Raw genomic sequence first — 17856 nt, forward strand, 5'->3', positions numbered from 1 at the left:
TGACCTGCTATTCCAACCTGAGCACTGCAAGGAAGGCTTCTTGTGGAATTTCCACGTTACCGACCTGCTTCATGCGTTTCTTACCGGCCTTTTGCTTCTCGAGCAGCTTGCGCTTACGGCTGACGTCACCGCCATAACATTTGGCCAATACGTTCTTTCTGAGCGCCTTGACGGTTGTCCGCGCAATCACCTGCCCGCCAATGGCGGCCTGGATGGCAACATCGAACATCTGCCTTGGAATCAGTTCCTTCATCTTCTCAGTCAGCGCGCGGCCTTTATAGTTCGCGTTATCGCGGTGCACGATCAGCGCCAGGGCATCGACCTTGTCACCGTTGATCAGTACGTCGAGCTTGACCAGGTTGGCCGACTGATAGCGATCGAAATGGTAGTCCAGCGAAGCGTAACCGCGGCTGGTCGACTTCAGACGGTCGAAGAAGTCCAGAACCACTTCGTTCATCGGCAGGTCGTAGCGCACCTGCACCTGCGTGCCGAGGAACTGCATGTCGCGCTGCACGCCACGCTTTTCGATGCACAGGGTAATGACGTTGCCCAGGTGCTCTTGCGGCACAAGAATCGTCGCCTGGACGATCGGCTCGCGGAAGTCTTCGACCGCCGAAACATCCGGCAGGCGCGACGGGTTGTCGACGTAGACGGTTTCACCGGTCTTGAGCTTGATCTCGTAGATCACGCTCGGGGCGGTGGTGATCAGGTCCAGGTCGTACTCGCGCTCAAGGCGCTCCTGGATGATCTCCATGTGCAACATGCCCAGGAAGCCACAACGGAAGCCGAAGCCCAGCGCGTCGGAGCTTTCAGGCATGTACTGCAACGACGAGTCGTTGAGCGTCAGCTTTTGCAGGGCATCGCGGAAATCTTCGAAGTCATCGGAGCTGACCGGGAACAGGCCGGCATACACCTGCGGCTGAATGCGCTTGAAGCCTGGCAGCATCTCGACATCGGGTGTCGAGTTGAGGGTCAGGGTGTCACCCACCGGCGCGCCAAGGATTTCCTTGATGCCGGCGATGATGAAGCCTACTTCGCCGGCCTTCAGGTCAACGGTCGCGGTGTGCTTGGGGTTGAATACGCCAACGCTGTCGACCAGGTGCACCTTGCCGGTGGACTTGACGAGAATCTTGTCGCCCTTCTTGACCCGGCCCTGACGCACACGCACCAGCGAGACGACGCCCAGGTAGTTGTCGAACCAGGAGTCGATGATCAGTGCCTGCAACGGCGCGTCGATTTCACCGGTCGGCGGCGGAATGGTCGCGACCAGACGCTCAAGCACCTCGTCAACGCCCATGCCGCTCTTGGCGCTGCACGCCACCGCGTCAGTGGCGTCGATGCCGATGATCTTCTCGATTTCGTCCTTGACCCGGTCCGGGTCGGCCTGCGGCAGGTCCATCTTGTTCAGGACCGGCATGACTTCCAGGCCCTGCTCGATGGCGGTATAGCAGTTGGCGACCGACTGGGCTTCGACGCCCTGGCCGGCATCGACCACCAGCAGCGCGCCTTCACAGGCCGCCAGGGAGCGGCTGACTTCGTAGGTGAAGTCGACGTGGCCCGGGGTGTCAATGAAGTTCAACTGGTAGGTGATGCCGTCTTTTGCCTTGTAATACAGGGTAACGCTGTGGGCCTTGATGGTGATGCCGCGCTCGCGCTCAAGGTCCATGGAATCGAGAACCTGTGCCTCCATTTCGCGCTCGGACAAGCCGCCGCACATTTGAATGAAGCGGTCGGCCAGCGTCGACTTGCCATGGTCGATGTGGGCGATGATGGAGAAATTACGAATGTGGCTCAAATCACTCACGGATCAACACTCAGAAAGGGGCACAGGCAAATCGCCCGCTGAAAAATAGCCGGGAATTGTACCTGAAGGAACGCCGGGGCGTCACGCTCGCCGCAAAGCGAGCCCGACAGTAAAGCAAAAGGGCGACCGATGCCGCCCTTTCGCTGTTTGACCCCGAAAATTACTCGGCGAGCTTGAAGGTAATGAAACTTGCACGGCCCTGACGCAGCACGCGCATGGACACGGAGCGGTCCTTGGGCAGGCTCTTGGCGACTTCAGTGAACTGCTTGGCCGAGACGATCGCCTGGTTGTTGAGGTGAGTAATCACATCGCCACCTTGCAGCCCGATCAGGGCCGCCGGTCCGCCTTGAACCTCCTTGATCACCACGCCGCCCTTGAGATCCAGGCTCTTTTTCTGCTCGGCGGTCAGCTCAATCACCGAAACACCCAGGCGATTGCTGCTGCGCTCGGCACCCGAACCCGGCGTACCCATTTCCTGGCCCTCGTCAGGCAGCGCACCCACGGTGACGCTGACCTTCTGACGCTTGCCGTCGCGGATCACTTCCAGCTCGGCCTTGCTGCCGTCCTTGAGGTTGCCGATCAGGTGCGGCAAGTCAGCGGACATGACGATTGGCTGACCATTGGCGGTGAGGATCACGTCACCGACCTGCAAGCCACCCTTGGCGGCAGGGCTGTCTTCCAGCACCTGGGCGACCAGCGCACCGGCAGGACGCTCCAGACCGAAGGATTCGGCCAGGTCCTTGTTCACTTCCTGAATGACCACACCCAGCCAGCCGCGATTGACCTTGCCGCTGGCTTTGAGCTGATTGGCTACATCCATCGCCACATCGATCGGAATCGCGAACGACAGGCCCATGAAGCCGCCGGAGCGGGTGAAGATCTGCGAGTTGATGCCGACCACTTCGCCTTTCATGTTGAACAGCGGACCACCGGAGTTACCCGGATTGATCGCCACGTCGGTCTGAATGAACGGCACATAGGTATCGTTCGGCAGGCTGCGACCCTTGGCACTGACGATGCCTTTGGTCACCGAGTGGTCGAAGCCGAACGGGGAACCGATAGCCAGTACCCACTCACCGACCTTGAGGGTATTGGAGTTGCCCAGCTTGGCAGTCGGCAGGTTCTTGCCTTCGATTTTCAGCACGGCGACATCGGTGCGTGGATCGGTACCGACCAGCTTGGCCTTCAGCTCGCTGCGATCGGACAGGCGGACGAGGATTTCATCGGCACCGTCGACCACATGGTTGTTGGTCAGCACATAACCGTCATCGGAAATGATGAATCCTGAACCCAGCGACTGGGCCTCGCGCTGACGATCACCACGCCCTGGCGAGCGCGAGCCTGGCGGCACGCTGCGCTCAAGGAACTCGCGAAGCATCGGCGGCAGGCCTTCCATGTCCGGCATCTGGCCGGCAACGGCGCGCTCCGGCATTTTCTGCCGGGTACTGATGTTCACCACGGCAGGAGATGCCTGTTCAACCAACCCGGTGAAATCCGGCAGGTCCTCTGCCTGGACCGCAGCGATCTGGCCGAGCATGAGCACAGCGGCCATCAGTGAGAAATAAGATTTCAAGCGTGGTATCGACATACGGCTCCCGTTGGTACGAGCAAATTAAGCAATAGAGCGACTGATCCTTCAGCTCAAGGTATTGCCCTGGCGATCAGCGTTTTCGGCCCTTATAAACGACAAAGGCCACAGCTGCGAGGCTGTGACCTATAGAAAAAATTCAGCATTTTTGCAACGTGCAAAGCTCACCAAATATTTCCGTCGGACCGCTTCCAGACCAGACAGACTATAGGCCGTATCGCGGCCGCAGCCGAAGTGAAACCTTTTACATCTGCGACCGCGCGGCCCGCTCACCGGCTATTTGCTGCCGGCGGCATCGCCACGGCGCATCGACAGCGCAATACGTTCGGCCGTGCCGACCGGAATCTCGCCAACCACCGTCACCATGTCGTCACCCTGAGCCGAGCTCAGGTGCCGCGACACGACGGCCGTTGGACCGAACTGGGTACGGATGTCGGGCGCAACCTTGGCCGTCACAGGCTCGATGAAGACCGAAAAACGGGTCAGGCCATCGCCGTACAGCAGGCTGACAACCTGAGCGCTGGACTCGCCGTCCTTGCGCACCGACTGGTTACTCAGCTCAAAACCTGACGGCAGCCAGTCCGCACGCCAGGTAACGGGCGTGGATGGCGTTTGTGAGGCAGGCTTGTTTTTAGGCGCGGGCAAAGGCTTGCAATCGGCACTGGCCTGCAAGGACTGCTCGGAAGGACTCTGGGAGGGATCGAATTCAGTGAACTGGAATCGCTCCAGCAGCTGCCCTTTCTCGCTCAGCAACAGCGACTTGAGGGTCATGCCGGTGGCGTTGTCCAGATGCAGCTCGACACCATAACGGTGCTGGTCCTTGGGCGACATGACCAGAATAGTGGCAGGGCGTCCGGCAACGCGGGACTTGCCAGCCACTTTCATGTCGTACCACGCAGACAGTTTTCTGGCATCCAGCACACGCCCTGAAGGATCAGGCAGATTGGCCAGCCCTGTCACCAGCGTGCCACTGACGCATTGCGTCAGACCATCGACACGCAGGATCTCTTGCGCTGAGCCATCGAGCTGAAGAAGGCGCTCACGAACCTTGCCCTCTTCTACTCTGTGCCAGATGCGATGGGTGGAAAAACCACCGTTACGCTCGTAAACGAAAGTGCCTTGAAAGCTTTGTTGCTGCTCGGCTTGCGCAAGACGCTTGAGAAGGTCTTGCGCATCGTCGGCATACGCTGGAGCGGCTAGCCATCCACTGAACAACAACGGCAATAGAGGAATGGCTCGCATACTCTTCCTTAGCGGTTTTCCAGGCTGGCAGCGCGTGCGTAAGGCAGAGCGCTTTCAGTCTCCTTCAAAGCCGCCTGCTGGGCATGCTGACGCAGGTAACCTGGCACGCGCTGGTCGTCTGCACCGGCCTGAGCCTGTACAGCACCGTTGGCGGGACCGGCAGCTTCCTCGGTGTAACCGGCCAGTACCGCAGGGCCTTGAGGTTGGGCGACCGACAGGTTGGCCGGCTGCTGATTCTGCTGTGCCAGTTGTGTACCGGTGATTTCGTCCTGGTTGTACAGACGTACACCAGCCAGTACTGCAACTGTTACCGAGGCTGCAACTGCCAGACGACCCAGAGTACGCCATGGGCCGCGACCCGCCTTGACTGGCGAAGCCTCGTCGGCAATCGCGGCCGATACAGCGGCCGAGATGTCCAGATGGGGCAAAAGCAGTTCCTTGTGCATCGCCGCACGGGCTACCTGGTAACGCGACCAGGTGGCACGGGTGTCCGCATCGTCGATGGCACTCAGCACTCGACGTAATTCCAGTTCGTCCGCTTGGTTATCCATCACTGCGGACAGCGATTCCTGCAGGGCTTCACGACTCATGGCGGGTTCCTCTCTTGGCTATCGCCGCTGTCTCAGGATTCCTGCAACAACGGCTGCAGGGCTTTATCGATGGCTTCCCGAGCGCGGAAGATCCGAGAGCGCACGGTACCCACCGGACACTGCATGACGCTCGCAATGTCCTCATAACTCAGACCGTCGAATTCGCGCAAAGTTAGAGCCGTACGCAAATCTTCTGGGAGAAGCTGGATGGTTCGATGCACAGTGCTCTCGATTTCATCCCTCAACAATGAACGCTCCGGAGACTCGATGTCCTTGAGGCCATGATCGCCGTCGTAGAACTCTGCGTCTTCGGACTTCACATCACTGTCTGGTGGCCGCCGACCGCGCGACACCAGATAGTTTTTCGCCGTGTTGATAGCGATGCGGTACAGCCATGTATAAAAAGCACTGTCGCCGCGAAAGTTGCCGAGTGCGCGATACGCCTTGATAAAGGCCTCTTGCGCAACGTCTTGAGCTTCATGGGTGTCGTGCACGAATCGCACGATCAACCCGAGAATCTTGTGCTGGTATTTCAGCACCAACAGATCAAATGCTCGCCGATCGCCACGCTGAACGCGCTCGACCAGCTGCTGATCCTCTTCCTGGGTTAGCATGAACACTCCTCATTGAGCCTGAAGGAGTGTTGCATCAGCCATCGTTCAGGCTTGCAAACATAGACTCGGGCTTTTGACAAAAGTTCTCCCCCTTCAGGCAAGTTTCCTGCTGGCACTAAGCTGGCCCGCACGAAAAACGCAGCTCGAACACTGCCCGGCTGCGTGAATAGTCTTGTCGTCGATTTCGCTGCCGATGATCCTTCCAGGCATGGCCGACGCTGTTGCTGATACAGGCAACCTGCTATTGAACGCAGGGTTTGCTGAAAAGTTCCCGCGCCCCGTAAATGCAGGCGCAAGACCCACCTTGCCGACCTTGATCGAAGCCTCGCCTTGACGCCGGGAGGCCCCAACGAGCGATAGCACCGAAAAACGGTAGGCATGGCATCGGCGACTGGCGCACAATTCGACCCCGCCTCTGGTCTCACATTGCCATGTAAAGCGAGTCTATTGTGCCGGTCCCCCCTTACTTATACTAGTGGCCGCTCGACGCGGAGTTGATACATGAGCCAACATTTTCAGCATGACGTTCTGGTTATCGGCAGCGGCGCGGCGGGATTGAGCCTGGCCCTGACCCTTCCCTCGCACCTGCGCATTGCCATTTTGAGCAAGGGCGACCTGGCCGATGGTTCGACCTTCTGGGCCCAGGGCGGCGTTGCGGCGGTGCTGGACGACACCGACACCGTCGAATCGCACGTCGAGGACACCCTCAATGCCGGTGGCGGCCTGTGCAACGAAGAGGCGGTGCGCTTTACCGTCGAGCACAGCCGCGAAGCCATCGAGTGGCTGATCGAGCAAGGCGTGCCCTTCACCCGTGACGACGATGGCGACGAGCAGCCGCACAGCTTCGAATTCCACCTGACCCGCGAAGGCGGCCACAGCCACCGGCGCATCATCCATGCCGCCGATGCCACCGGCGCGGCAATCTTCAGGACGCTGCTGGAACAAACCCGCAAGCGCGACAATATCGAGCTGCTGGAGCAGCGCGTCGCGGTCGACCTGATCACTGAACCGCGCCTGGGCCTGCCCGGCCAGCGCTGCCTGGGCGCCTATGTGCTGGACCGCAATACCGGCGAGGTCGACACCCACGCCGCGCGCTTCACCATTCTGGCCTCGGGCGGCGCCGCCAAGGTCTACCTCTATACCAGCAACCCCGACAGCGCCTCCGGCGATGGCATTGCCATGGCCTGGCGTTCGGGTTGCCGGGTGGCCAACCTGGAATTCAACCAGTTCCACCCCACCTGCCTTTACCATCCGCAGGCCAAGAGCTTTCTGGTCACCGAAGCACTGCGCGGCGAAGGTGCCTACCTCAAGCTGCCCAACGGCGAGCGCTTCATGCCGCGCTTCGACGAACGCGCCGAGCTTGCCCCGCGCGATATCGTGGCACGCGCCATCGACCATGAAATGAAGCGCCTGGGCATCGACTGCGTCTACCTGGACATCAGCCACAAGCCCGAAGCCTTCATCAAGTCGCACTTTCCGACGGTTTACGAACGCTGCCTGGCGTTCTCGATCGACATCACCCGCGAACCGATTCCGGTGGTGCCGGCGGCGCATTACACCTGCGGCGGCGTGGTGGTCGACAGCCAGGGCCGCACCGATGTGCCGGGCTTGTACGCGATCGGCGAAACCAGTTGCACCGGCCTGCATGGCGCCAACCGCATGGCCAGCAACTCGCTGCTCGAGTGCTTCGTCTATGCCCGTTCGGCCGCCGCCGACATCGTCGACCAACTGGGCGACATCGACATGCCGATCTCCCTGCCAGGCTGGGACGCCAGCCAGGTGACCGACTCGGACGAGGACGTGATCATTGCCCACAACTGGGACGAGCTGCGCCGCTTCATGTGGGACTACGTCGGCATCGTGCGCACCAGCAAGCGCCTGCAACGTGCTGAACACCGCGTGCGCTTGTTGCTGGACGAGATCGATGAGTTCTATAGCAACTATCGAGTAAGCAGAGACCTGATCGAGCTGCGCAACCTGGCCCAGGTGGCGGAGCTGATGATTCGCTCGGCCATGGAGCGCAAGGAATCACGCGGCCTGCACTACACGCTGGATTATCCGGACATGCTGCCAGAGGCCAGGGACACGATCCTGGTACCGGGCAACTTCAAGAGCTGAGTCAGCCGCGCCGGGCAAACCGGAGCCGCACCCGCAGGCGACGGTGAATGTCCGGCGCCAGCGCATCGCGTGCAATACACACCGAATGCGCCCGCCAGCCGGGCCGTTCGCCGTGCAGCAGGCGAAAGCGCAACACCACCATCAAGGGCAGCGCCAGGCTGTCGGCCGCAATCTGCACCGGCTGCCAGCCGCCCTGCCCGCTCCATACCTGCCAGCCCTCGCGTCCATGGCGCAGCGCCTTGAATGCACGCGCATGGCTGAGCAGGATCGCGCGCGGCAAGGTATACGCCGCATGCGCCAGGCACAGCAACAGGCTAGCCGCCTGAGCCCAGAAAGGGATATCCAGCTGCCACAAGGCCAGCCATGCCAGCGCCTGGACAAGCAGATAACCCGTCAGCAACCCTCTGGAGGCTTGCCAACGGCATTCGAACGACTCACTTGGGCTGGACACGGTCCAGAATCATGCGAACCATGCGCTGCAACTCGGGATCTTCAGACTCGCCGCGCTGCATGAACCAGCCAAACATGTCCTGGTCTTCACATTCGAGCAGACGGCGATACAGCGCCCGATCGACGTCATTGAGGTTGGCGTAAACCTCGCGGACAAACGGCACCAGCAGCACGTCCAGCTCAAGCATGCCGCGACGGCTGTGCCAGAAAAGGCGGTTGAGTTCTACATCTTCGACCATGGATCGCTCCTCAAAGTAGCCGGCAAGTATACAGCCATGCCGCCGTACGTGGTGCCTGGCGGTTTGCGTATACCTTTATTGATGTCGCAGCACTATGATGTGCGTCATTCTTTTCAACCTTTGCGATGACCATGGCCGACTCAGCTTTCTTCTGCACGTTGTCTCACGAAGGCATTCTGGCCGTTCGCGGCGTGGATGCCGGCAAATTCCTCCAGGGTCAGTTGACCTGCAATATCAATTACCTGAGTGAAACGCGCTCAGGCCTGGGCGCACGCTGCACGCAAAAGGGCCGCATGCAATCGAGCTTCCGCATCCTGTTCGAAGCCGATGGTTGCCTGCTGGCCATGACAAGCGAACTGGTCGAGCCGCAACTGCTCGACTTGCGCAAGTACGCGGTGTTTTCCAAATCGAAACTGACCGATGAAAGCGCCGAGTGGGTGCGCTTCGGCCTACAGGACGGCGACCACGCGCTGGCCGCGCTGGATCTTGCCCTGCCGCCTGAAACCGACAGCCTGGTGCGCAACGAGCAATTGATTGCCACCCGTGTCAGCCCCGGCCGGGCCGAACTCTGGGTGCGCGCCGCTCACGCTGAAGCGATCAAGGCGAAACTGGCCAGCCATTTGAGCGAAGGCCCGCTCAACGACTGGCTGCTGGGGCAGATTCGCGCAGGCATCGGCCAGGTCATGCCCGCCACCCGCGAAGAATTCATCCCGCAGATGATCAACCTGCAGGCGGTGGGCGGCGTGAGTTTCAAGAAAGGCTGCTACACCGGCCAGGAAATCGTGGCGCGCATGCAGTATCTGGGCAAGCTCAAGCGCCATCTGTATCGCCTGAGCCTGGACGGCGCCGAACTGCCCGAGCCGGGCACCCCGCTGTTTTCGCCCGCGCACAAAAGCGCCGTGGGCAACGTGGTGCTGGCCGCCAACAGCGCAGGCACCAGTGAACTGCTCGCAGTCCTGCAAGCCGATGTCGCCGAAGCCGGGCTGATTCATCTGGGTAGCGCCGAAGGCCCTGCCCTGCACCTGCAAGACCTGCCTTACACGCTGGACAGCAAACTGGAAACCCAACGCTGAACAAAACCGACAGGCTATAGACCTGTCGGCTTTATAAGACACCCACAGCTACGAGACTTAGCATGAGCAAGATGGCTGATGAGGTACAAAAAGATCTGATCAAGGCTATCGACCGTGATGCCTTGTTTCTCCCGACCTTGCCTGAAGTTGCCTTGAAAATCCGCCAGGCTGCCGAAAACACCGAGATCAGCGTCGCCGCGCTGAGCCGGGTGATCGGCAGCGATACCGCCCTGTCGGCACGCCTGATCAAAGTGGCAAACAGCCCAATGCTGCGTGGCAGCGTCGAGGTCAGCGACGTCAACACCGCCATCCTGCGCCTGGGCGTTAACTACACCAGTAACCTGGCGATTGGTCTGGTGGTCGAGCAGATGTTTCATGCCAAGTCGCCAGTCGTCGAACAGAAAATGCGCGAAATCTGGCAGCAGAGCCTGCAAGTGGCCGGCATCGGCCACACCTTGTGCCAGCGCTACACCAGGCTCAAGCCCGACCAGGCCACACTGGCAGGGCTGGTGCACTTGATCGGCATCTTGCCAATCCTGACCTACGCTGAAGATCATTTCGAACTGTTGGCGGACCCGGTCAGCCTCAACCATGTCATCGACAACATTCACCCAACCATCGGCGAACGCCTGCTGCGCTCCTGGGACTTTCCTGAACCGCTGGCCACCTTGCCCAGCCAGTTCCAGGATTTGAGCCGGGTGTCGAAAAAGGCTGACTATGTCGACCTGGTACAGGTGGCGAGCGTGCATCTTTATAAAGGCAGCAACCACCCGTTTGGCCAGGTCGATGTGACCGACCTGCCAGCGTTCAACCAGTTAGGGCTCGACCCGGCCGGCGGGCAGCTGAGCGTAGAGATGGATGAAGCGCGCAAGATGCTCTATTGAACGACACTGAATCTGCGGGTGATCACACAAAACTCACCCGCACCTTCAATCCGCGTTCGGCGCCGTCGTGCAGCGAGATTTGCGCCAGATGGGCGCGGCAGATTTCACCCACGATGGCCAGACCCAGGCCCGTACCCGGCCCTTGCTGGCTGCGCCGGTAGAAACGCTCGAAGACCCGCACCCGATCGGCTTCCGGAATACCCGGCCCGTCGTCCTCGACCTCCAGAATCCCCGGCGCATGCACTCGCAGCACCACGTTGCCGCCCGACGGCGTGTGCGCCAGCGCGTTGTCGATCAGGTTGCTGAGCAGCTCGTTGAGCAAGGTCGGCTCGCCACGCAGCCACACCGGTTCATCGGCTTCCAGCGCCAGCGCGACGCCTCGCGCGTGCGCCAACGGCGCCATGGCCAGACCCAGCTCGCGGGCCAACTGGCTGAGGTCCAGTTGCTGCGCGCCACCCTCGCTGATCGCCCGGGCGCCGTTTTCGATGCGCGCCAGCGACAGTAACTGATTGGCCAGGTGCGTCAGCCGATCGGTACTTTGCGCCGCCAGCTCCAGGGTACGCCGCCACTGCGCCGGGTCCTGCTCACGCAAGCCCAGCTCGACCCGCGCCTTGAGCGCCGCCAGCGGCGTGCGCAGTTCATGCGCCGCATCGGCGATAAATTGTCCTTGTCGCTCAAACTGCACACGCAAACGCTCGGTGAAGTGGTTCAGTGCGCCGACCAGCGGACGCAGCTCGTGCTGCACCTCAACCATCGGCAAGGCGCGCAGGTCGTCAGGCTGACGCTCTTCCACCGCGCTGCGCAGGCGGCCCAGCGGACGCAGCGCGGCGCTGACCGTGAACCAGACCAGCAACAGCGCACCGCCACCCAGCATGCCCAGGCGCAGCAAGGTGTCGGCCATCAGGCTGCGGGCCATGTTGACCCGCGCCTCCTGAGTCTCGGCCACACGAATCTCGGCAATGCCGTTCATGCCCGGCTCGCTGACCGGCTTCAGCAGGCTGACCACACGCACGTCCTGGCCCAGATAAACGCCGTTATAAAAGCTGGCCAGCGCCGGGTAGTCATCGGTGCGCAAGGTGCCGGGCGGCGGCGATGGCAGGTTTTCGTAGCCGGAAATCAGCTTTTTGTTGATGTCGTTGACCTGGTAGTAAATCCGCCCCTCGCTGTCGTAGGCAAAGGTGTCGAGCGCCACATAGGGGATCTCGGCGCTCAAGGTGCCGTCGCGCTGGGTCAGGCCGGCCGCGATAGTCCGCGCCGAGGCCAGCAGTGTGCGGTCGTAGGCGGTGTCGGCCACTTCACGGCCGTTCCAGTAGGCACTCATGACACTGGCCAGCATCAGTACGATCAACAGCAACGCCAAGTTCCACAGCAGCCGCCCGCGCAGGCTGTTATTGCGCATCGCGGCTTTCCAGCAAGTAGCCCAGGCCACGGAAGGTCACGATCGCCACCGACTGCCCGTCGAGTTTCTTGCGCAGGCGATGGATATAAATCTCGATGGCGTCGGGACTCGCCTCCTCGTCCAGGCCGAAAACCTGCGAGGCCAGTTGCTCCTTGCTCATAACCCGCCCGGGCCGGGCAATCAACGCCTCAAGCACGGCCTGCTCACGCGAGGTCAGGTTGAGCAGCTCGCCCGCCAGGCTGAACCGCCGAGTGTCCAGGTCATACGACAGCGGGCCGCAACGCTGCTGGCGCTCACCGCCCAGCACACTGCGGCGCAACAGCGCCTTGACCCGCGCCTCCAGCTCCGACAGCTCGAACGGCTTGGCCAGATAATCATCGGCGCCCAGATTGAGGCCCAATACCCGATCCTTGACGTCACTGCGCGCGGTGAGCATCAGCACCGGCAGGTTCTTGCCGCGTGCGCGCAACCGGCCCAGCACCTCGAAGCCGTCCATGCGCGGCAAGCCGACATCGAGGATGACCACGGCATATTCCTCGCTGTTCAAGGCCAGGTCGGCGGCCACGCCATCGTGCAGCACATCAACGGTCAAACCTGCGCCCTTGAGCGCCTGCGCGACACTTTCAGCCAGTTGCAGATGGTCTTCGACGAGCAGAACGCGCATCAACGTCTCCAGAATCAGGATGTTGCCATGATGGCTTGTGGACACGGAGTTTACAGGCGCACCCAGGCCTGTGAAGCACCGAAACAACTCGACGCGATTAAACGCTTGCCAGAAAGGTAGCTGAAAGGTTTGTGAAAGGTTGGTGATTTAGCATCGAGCAAACGCCCGAAAATGAGGCGTGGCGAATAACAACAATAAGTAAACGGAGTTACTCATGACCAAGCCCTTTGCGGCCGGACACCACGTCCATCCCTCGACTGCCCTTGCGCAGCATTCCCCCCATACGATTTCAACGCTTCGATGCAGCCCTCTGCGTTGATGATGCCTTTCGCTTTGTGAGACACAGGCCGCTGTCTGAAACACAGGCTGCCGCCAACCGCTTCACCCTTCCAAAAACAAGAAACGCTTCAGGAGACTGACCATGAACCTGTCCCTTCGTCATCTGGCCCTGGCCGCCGGCAGCATGCTGATCGCCAGCCAACTGTTCGCCGCCGAACCCAAACGCCCCGAGTGCATCGCCCCGGCTTCACCTGGCGGCGGCTTTGACCTGACCTGCAAGCTGGTGCAAAGCGCGCTGATCAACGAGAAGATCCTGACCTCGCCGATGCGCGTGACCTACATGCCCGGCGGCGTAGGCGCGGTGGCCTATAACGCGGTGGTCGCCCAGCGGCCGGCAGATGCCGGGACTCTGGTGGCGTGGTCCAGCGGTTCATTGCTCAACCTGGCGCAGGGCAAGTTCGGTCGCTTCGATGAAAACGCGGTGCGCTGGCTGGCAGCGGTCGGCACCAGCTATGGCGCCATTGCGGTGAAAAGCGACTCGCCGTACAAAAACCTCGATGACCTGGTCAAGGCCCTCAAGGCTGACCCGAGCAAGGTCGTGATCGGCTCCGGCGGCACTGTCGGCAGCCAGGACTGGATGCAGACCGCACTGATCGCCAAGGCCGCCGGCATCAACCCGCGCGCACTGCGTTATGTGGCCCTTGAAGGCGGCGGTGAAATCGCCACCGCCCTGCTCGGCGGGCACATTCAGGTCGGCAGCACCGACATTTCCGACTCCATGCCGCACATCCTCAGCGGCGACATGCGCCTGCTGGCGGTGTTTGCCGACAAGCGCATCGACGAGCCGGAAATGAAAGACATCCCGACCGCCAAGGAACAGGGCTACGACATCGTCTGGCCGGTGGTGCGCGGCTTCTACCTGGGGCCAAAGGTCAGCGACGAAGACTACAACTGGTGGAAAGCCTCGTTCGACAAAGTGCTGGCCTCCGAAGACTTCGCCAAGCTGCGTGACCAGCGCGAGCTGTTCCCGTTCGCCATGACCGGCCAGGAGCTGGACACCTACGTCAAGAAGCAGGTCGCCGATTACAAGCTGCTGGCCAAAGAGTTTGGCCTGATTCAGTAAGCGAACCTGCCAACCTGACTAGCCATTGCGCCTGAACCCCAGGCGCAATTGGGGAGAATCCCATGGTCCTGCAACGTATTTTTGCTGGCGCGCTGCTGATCGTCTGCGCCGCCCTGGCCGTCATGGCCTGGCCTTACGAGGCCCCGTTTTCCTATGAACCGGTCGGCCCGCGCGCCTTTCCCCTGCTGATGCTGGGGCTGATGAGCGCCGCCTTGCTGTACATGATCTTTCGCCCGACAGCGATCGTCCACACCGAAGAAGAGCCGCCCCTGGACCGCGAAACCCTGATCAAGATCGGCATCTGCATTGCCCTTCTGCTGGTGTTTGCAGGTCTGTTCGAGCCGCTGGGCTTCATCCTCAGCAGCATCCTGATCGGCATCCCCATGGCCCGTCTGTACGGTGGCCGCTGGCTGCCGGGCGCGGTGGTCGTGACCTTGATGAGCGTCGGCCTTTACCTGCTGTTCGATAAAGCCATGGACGTTCCCCTGCCTTTGGGCCTGCTCAGCGTTCTGGAGAATTAATGTGGATACTTTCAGCTATCTGGGTCAGGGCTTTGGCGTTGCCCTCACTCCTTACAACCTGATTACGGCGCTGTCCGGCACCCTGATCGGCACCATCGTCGGCCTGCTGCCGGGGCTGGGACCGATCAACGGCGTGGCGCTGCTGATCCCTATCGCTTTCGCTTTGGGCCTGCCGCCGGAATCGGCGCTGATCCTGCTGGCGGCGGTGTACCTGGGCTGTGAATACGGCGGCCGGATCAGCTCGATCCTGCTGAACATTCCGGGCGAAGCCTCCACCGTGATGACCACGCTGGACGGCTACCCGATGGCCCGCAAAGGCCTGGCCGGTGTGGCGCTGTCGCTGTCGGCGTGGAGTTCGTTCATCGGGGCGTTTATCGCCACCTGCGGCATGGTGCTGTTTGCCCCGCTGCTGGCCAAATGGGCGATTGCCTTTGGACCCGCGGAATATTTCGTGCTGATGGTCTTTGCCATCGTCTGCCTGGGCGGCATGGCCGGTGATCGACCGCTGAAGACCTTTATTGCAGCGTTGATCGGCCTGTTTCTGTCGGCGGTCGGCATCGATGCCAACAGCGGCGTATACCGGTTTACCGGCGATAACATTCACCTCACCGACGGCATTCAGTTCGTGGTGCTGGTGCTGGGCCTGTTCTCGATCAGCGAAATCCTGTTGCTGCTGGAGAAAACCCACCGTGGCCAGGAAGCGGTAAAAGCCACCGGGCGCATGCTGTTCAATTTCAAGGAAGCGTCTTCGGTGTTCATCGTGAACATCCGTTGCGGCCTGCTGGGTTTCATCCTCGGCGTGCTGCCGGGTGCCGGCGCGACCCTGGCCAGTGCCGTGGCCTACATGACTGAAAAACGCATTGCCGGCGCCAGCGGCAAATTCGGCCAGGGCGACATGCGCGGCCTGGCGGCACCGGAAACGGCCATCGGCGCTACTGCCTGCGGCGCGCTGGTGCCCATGCTGACCCTCGGCGTTCCGGGTTCCGGCACCACGGCGGTGATGATCGGCGCGCTGTCGCTGTACAACATCACGCCGGGGCCGATGCTGTTCCAGCAACAACCGGACATCGTCTGGGGCCTGATCGCGTCGCTGTTCATCGCCAACGTCATGCTGGTGATCCTGAACATTCCGATGATCCGCATCTTCACCCGCATCCTGGCCGTGCCGAACTGGGCGCTGGTGCCGGTGATCGCGATCATCACCGCGATCGGCGTCTATGCGGTGCACGCCACCACGTTCGACCTGTTCCTGATGGTCGGCATCGGTATCTTCGGCTATATCCTGCGCAAGATGGATTTCCCGCTGTCGCCGATCCTGCTGGGCTTCATTCTCGGCGGCCTGATGGAACAGAACCTGCGCCGGGCGCTGTCGATCTCCAATGGCGAGCTGGGCATTCTGTGGAACAGCCCCATCACACTGGGCGTCTGGATTCTGACCACGTTCATGCTGCTGTTCCCGCTGTACCGCATCTGGCGCAAACGTGCCAAGCAACGCAGCGCGCTGGCCGATGCCTGACAGCACGTGGCGTAGCTGGTGGCCAACACCGCTGATCGGCCTGCTGGGCGGCTGGCTGGCCAGCCTGGTGGGCTGGCCGCTGCCGTGGATGGTCGGCTCGTTGCTGGCGATCATCCTGGTGCGCTGCCTGACACCCTGGCAGGTGACGCAAATCCCCGGCGGGCGCAAGTTCGGGCAGTTGATCATCGGTGTGGGCATCGGCCTGCATTTCAATGCCGAGATCATCGAGCAGGTGATGACGCATTTCGGCCTGATCTTCTTCGGCGCGCTGATCACCGGGCTGTCCAGCCTGATCGGCGTCTGGCTGATGCTGCGCACCGGAGAAGACCGCCCCACGGCGTTCTTCTCCAGCATGCCCGGCGGCTCGCAAGAGATGGTCAACCTGGGCGCGCGTAATGGCGCGATCCTCAGCAACGTGGCGGCGGCGCAAAGCCTGCGGGTCTTGGCGGTGGTGCTCTGCGTACCGGCGATCTTCAAATACCTGCTCGGCGATGGCGCCGTGGTCACGCACGCCACCAGCGTTGACTGGCGCTGGCTGGCGGGCCTGAGCCTCGGCGGCGCGGCCATGGCCGTGCTCTGGCAACGTCTCAAACAACCCAACCCGTGGTTGTTCGGGCCGCTGCTGTTGACCTCGGTGCTGAGCATCACTTGCGACCTCAACCTCGGCCTGCCCAACGGCGCCAGCCAGTTGGGCCAGCTGTTGATCGGCAGCGGCCTGGGCTGTCACTTCAACCGGGCATTCTTTCGCCGTGCGCCATCGTTTCTGGCGCGTACCCTGCTGGGCACCTCATTGATGATGCTCACCGCCGCACTGGCTGCATTGGGCCTGGGCACGCTGACCCATCTGGACGTGCGTTCGCTGACACTGGGCATGATGCCCGGCGGCATCGCCGAGATGAGCCTGACCGCCGAGGTGCTGCAACTGTCGGTGCCGCTGGTCACCGCCATGCAGGTCATGCGCTTGCTGTTCGTGCTGTTTCTGGCCGAGCCGCTCTATCGGCTGTGGGCCAGAAAAGTCGCCTGAGAGGTTGCTTAGGCCGGCGGCAGTCGCCAGTCGATCGGCGTCATCCCGTTCTGCTCCAGGTACTTGTTGGCGCGGCTGAAATGGCCGTTGCCGATAAAGCCTTTATAGGCCGACAGCGGCGAAGGATGTACCGAGGTCAGCACCAGATGCTTGGTCGCATCGACCAGCTTGCGCTTGCCCTGCGCATGCGCGCCCCACAGCAGAAACACCAGATGCGGCTGGTGCGCACTGACCACCTCGATGACCTTGTCGGTGAAATGCTGCCAACCCTTGCCCGCGTGCGAAGCCGCATTGGCGCGCTCCACCGTCAGGGTGGTATTAAGCAACAGCACGCCCTGATCCGCCCAGGATTGCAGATAGCCGTGATTGGGAATGTCGATATTCAGGTCGCGGTGCAGCTCTTTATAAATGTTCACCAGCGAAGGCGGCGTCGGCACGCCGGGCTGCACCGAAAAGCACAAGCCATGGGCCTGGCCCGGGCCGTGATAGGGGTCTTGCCCGATGATCACCACCTTGACGTTGTCCAGCGGCGTGGAGTTCAGGGCATTGAAAATCAACGGTCCCGGCGGATAGATCTCTTTGCCGGCGGCATGCTCCTGACGCAGGAACTCGCGCAGCTCGCTCATGTAGGGCTTTTCGAACTCGGGGCGCAGGGCCTCTTTCCAGCTGGGTTCGAGTTTGATCCGGTCATCGCTTGTCATGGTAATACCCGCTAGAAACAATGCGCG

17 protein-coding genes are annotated in these 17856 nt (G+C 61.5%); 7 read left to right on the plus strand and 10 right to left on the minus strand.

What is annotated here, in order from left to right:
- Nucleotides 1-7 precede the first annotated feature (7 nt).
- From lepA to rpoE, 5 genes are all read right to left on the minus strand, one after another.
- Nucleotides 8-1804, minus strand: a complete 1797-nt coding sequence (gene lepA / locus ACYAS9_RS00540; protein WP_463566389.1) for a translation elongation factor 4 — start codon at nt 1802-1804, stop codon at nt 8-10.
- A 160-nt stretch (nt 1805-1964) separates the two neighbouring features.
- On the minus strand, nt 1965-3356 hold the full coding sequence (locus tag ACYAS9_RS00545) for a DegQ family serine endoprotease (protein WP_463566819.1): 1392 nt from the start codon (nt 3354-3356) through the stop codon (nt 1965-1967).
- A 312-nt stretch (nt 3357-3668) separates the two neighbouring features.
- A complete protein-coding gene (locus tag ACYAS9_RS00550; RefSeq protein WP_463566390.1) occupies nt 3669-4634 on the minus strand; it encodes a MucB/RseB C-terminal domain-containing protein in 966 nt (321 codons plus the stop codon).
- Between the two features lie 8 nt (nt 4635-4642).
- A complete protein-coding gene (locus ACYAS9_RS00555; RefSeq protein ID WP_463566391.1) occupies nt 4643-5224 on the minus strand; it encodes an RseA family anti-sigma factor in 582 nt (193 codons plus the stop codon).
- A 32-nt stretch (nt 5225-5256) separates the two neighbouring features.
- Nucleotides 5257-5838: an RNA polymerase sigma factor RpoE gene (rpoE, locus tag ACYAS9_RS00560; RefSeq protein WP_056834582.1), complete on the minus strand. Its 582-nt coding sequence runs from the start codon at nt 5836-5838 to the stop codon at nt 5257-5259.
- Between the two features lie 501 nt (nt 5839-6339).
- On the opposite strand from rpoE, the gene nadB reads away from it, so the two are divergent.
- Nucleotides 6340-7956 carry an L-aspartate oxidase gene (nadB, locus tag ACYAS9_RS00565; RefSeq protein ID WP_463566392.1) on the plus strand — a complete coding sequence of 539 codons (1617 nt, stop codon included), beginning with the start codon at nt 6340-6342 and terminating at the stop codon, nt 7954-7956.
- A 1-nt stretch (nt 7957) separates the two neighbouring features.
- Here the strand turns inward: nadB and ACYAS9_RS00570 are convergent, their stop codons facing one another.
- Together ACYAS9_RS00570 and ACYAS9_RS00575 are read right to left on the minus strand one after the other, a co-directional pair.
- Nucleotides 7958-8407 (minus strand): protein YgfX, encoded by a 450-nt coding sequence (locus tag ACYAS9_RS00570; protein ID WP_463566393.1) that lies wholly within the window; start codon nt 8405-8407, stop codon nt 7958-7960.
- A complete protein-coding gene (locus tag ACYAS9_RS00575; protein WP_459749511.1) occupies nt 8391-8645 on the minus strand; it encodes an FAD assembly factor SdhE in 255 nt (84 codons plus the stop codon). The genes ACYAS9_RS00570 and ACYAS9_RS00575 overlap by 17 nt, the downstream gene beginning before the upstream one ends.
- Nucleotides 8646-8776: 131 nt before the next feature.
- Between ACYAS9_RS00575 and ygfZ the strand changes: the two genes are divergently transcribed.
- Nucleotides 8777-9718 (plus strand): CAF17-like 4Fe-4S cluster assembly/insertion protein YgfZ, encoded by a 942-nt coding sequence (ygfZ, locus tag ACYAS9_RS00580; protein ID WP_463566394.1) that lies wholly within the window; start codon nt 8777-8779, stop codon nt 9716-9718.
- 62 nt (nt 9719-9780) lie between these two features.
- Nucleotides 9781-10602, plus strand: a complete 822-nt coding sequence (locus ACYAS9_RS00585) for an HDOD domain-containing protein (RefSeq protein WP_463566395.1) — start codon at nt 9781-9783, stop codon at nt 10600-10602.
- Between the two features lie 22 nt (nt 10603-10624).
- On the opposite strand, the gene ACYAS9_RS00590 is transcribed toward ACYAS9_RS00585, so the two are convergent.
- Nucleotides 10625-12001 carry a sensor histidine kinase gene (locus ACYAS9_RS00590; RefSeq protein ID WP_463566396.1) on the minus strand — a complete coding sequence of 459 codons (1377 nt, stop codon included), beginning with the start codon at nt 11999-12001 and terminating at the stop codon, nt 10625-10627.
- The gene (locus ACYAS9_RS00595) at nt 11991-12665 is read right to left on the minus strand and encodes a response regulator (protein ID WP_463566397.1); all 675 of its coding nucleotides are present in this window, start codon (nt 12663-12665) and stop codon (nt 11991-11993) included. Before ACYAS9_RS00595 ends, ACYAS9_RS00590 begins: the two co-directional genes overlap by 11 nt.
- 415 nt (nt 12666-13080) lie before the next feature.
- Between ACYAS9_RS00595 and ACYAS9_RS00600 the strand changes: the two genes are divergently transcribed.
- The 4 genes from ACYAS9_RS00600 to ACYAS9_RS00615 all read left to right on the plus strand — a co-directional run bounded on the left by ACYAS9_RS00600 (nt 13081) and on the right by ACYAS9_RS00615 (nt 17128).
- Complete coding sequence (locus ACYAS9_RS00600; protein WP_463566820.1) at nt 13081-14067, plus strand: Bug family tripartite tricarboxylate transporter substrate binding protein; 987 nt, start codon at nt 13081-13083, stop codon at nt 14065-14067.
- A gap of 62 nt (nt 14068-14129) precedes the next feature.
- Nucleotides 14130-14588 (plus strand): tripartite tricarboxylate transporter TctB family protein, encoded by a 459-nt coding sequence (locus ACYAS9_RS00605; RefSeq protein WP_463566398.1) that lies wholly within the window; start codon nt 14130-14132, stop codon nt 14586-14588.
- 1 nt (nt 14589) lies between these two features.
- On the plus strand, nt 14590-16104 hold the full coding sequence (locus tag ACYAS9_RS00610) for a tripartite tricarboxylate transporter permease (protein WP_463566399.1): 1515 nt from the start codon (nt 14590-14592) through the stop codon (nt 16102-16104).
- A complete protein-coding gene (locus ACYAS9_RS00615; RefSeq protein ID WP_463566400.1) occupies nt 16097-17128 on the plus strand; it encodes an AbrB family transcriptional regulator in 1032 nt (343 codons plus the stop codon). The genes ACYAS9_RS00610 and ACYAS9_RS00615 overlap by 8 nt, the downstream gene beginning before the upstream one ends.
- Before the next feature lie 8 nt (nt 17129-17136).
- Here ACYAS9_RS00615 and ung read toward each other — a convergent pair whose 3' ends face one another.
- A complete protein-coding gene (gene ung / locus ACYAS9_RS00620; protein WP_463566401.1) occupies nt 17137-17829 on the minus strand; it encodes a uracil-DNA glycosylase in 693 nt (230 codons plus the stop codon).
- Nucleotides 17830-17856 lie beyond the last annotated feature (27 nt).

Source organism: Pseudomonas sp. HP_08 (genome assembly GCF_055284095.1).

Coding starts and splice junctions, on each gene's coding strand:
- ACYAS9_RS00585 (WP_463566395.1), top strand. CDS start 9,781: ATGAGCAAGATGGCTGATGAGGTACAAAAAGATCTGATCAAGGCTATC.
- ACYAS9_RS00550 (WP_463566390.1), bottom strand. CDS start 4,634: ATGCGAGCCATTCCTCTATTGCCGTTGTTGTTCAGTGGATGGCTAGCC.
- ygfZ (WP_463566394.1), top strand. CDS start 8,777: ATGGCCGACTCAGCTTTCTTCTGCACGTTGTCTCACGAAGGCATTCTG.
- ung (WP_463566401.1), bottom strand. CDS start 17,829: ATGACAAGCGATGACCGGATCAAACTCGAACCCAGCTGGAAAGAGGCC.
- ACYAS9_RS00615 (WP_463566400.1), top strand. CDS start 16,097: ATGCCTGACAGCACGTGGCGTAGCTGGTGGCCAACACCGCTGATCGGC.
- ACYAS9_RS00595 (WP_463566397.1), bottom strand. CDS start 12,665: ATGCGCGTTCTGCTCGTCGAAGACCATCTGCAACTGGCTGAAAGTGTC.
- ACYAS9_RS00590 (WP_463566396.1), bottom strand. CDS start 12,001: ATGCGCAATAACAGCCTGCGCGGGCGGCTGCTGTGGAACTTGGCGTTG.
- nadB (WP_463566392.1), top strand. CDS start 6,340: ATGAGCCAACATTTTCAGCATGACGTTCTGGTTATCGGCAGCGGCGCG.
- ACYAS9_RS00555 (WP_463566391.1), bottom strand. CDS start 5,224: ATGAGTCGTGAAGCCCTGCAGGAATCGCTGTCCGCAGTGATGGATAAC.
- ACYAS9_RS00605 (WP_463566398.1), top strand. CDS start 14,130: ATGGTCCTGCAACGTATTTTTGCTGGCGCGCTGCTGATCGTCTGCGCC.
- ACYAS9_RS00545 (WP_463566819.1), bottom strand. CDS start 3,356: ATGGCCGCTGTGCTCATGCTCGGCCAGATCGCTGCGGTCCAGGCAGAG.
- rpoE (WP_056834582.1), bottom strand. CDS start 5,838: ATGCTAACCCAGGAAGAGGATCAGCAGCTGGTCGAGCGCGTTCAGCGT.
- ACYAS9_RS00575 (WP_459749511.1), bottom strand. CDS start 8,645: ATGGTCGAAGATGTAGAACTCAACCGCCTTTTCTGGCACAGCCGTCGC.